This window comes from Microvirga sp. KLBC 81 (assembly GCF_003075415.1).
Taxonomy (GTDB): Bacteria; Pseudomonadota; Alphaproteobacteria; order Rhizobiales; family Beijerinckiaceae; genus Microvirga.
The window spans coordinates 1-295 of record NZ_QDAH01000318.1 but is presented as its reverse complement, the minus strand read 5'-3'; the positions used below and the strand labels follow the sequence as shown (position 1 = coordinate 295).

Genomic DNA, 295 nt, shown 5'->3' with positions numbered 1-295 from the left:
CTGGGTCTCGGCGCTGGGCTTGTCCGGCATCAGGTTGAGCAGGCCGATGCGCAGCGGGCGGATGTCCTGCCGGGCCGCCGTGCTCTCGCGCATGACCACCACGCCCTCGCTCTCGAGCGCCGCGCGGGCGGGCAGGTCGTCCGGAATCCTGATCGGCATGAAACGTCCCTGGGCCGTGATCTCGAACTGACGCGGGACGGAACTGGGATCACCCGTTTGGTTGCCGTCTCGGCCGCATCCTCCCAGCGGGAGCGCCACCTTGCTCGGGAAGCAGGTTGGCGTCGGACGAAGGCCC

The 295-nt window shown here is 69.8% G+C and carries 1 protein-coding gene; it reads right to left on the bottom strand.

Annotated elements, in window-relative coordinates:
* A partial coding sequence (locus tag DC522_RS36740; protein ID WP_245444793.1) for a homoserine O-succinyltransferase occupies nt 1–159 on the bottom strand: 159 nt, incomplete at its 3' end.
* Between the last annotated feature and the right edge of the window lie 136 nt (nt 160–295).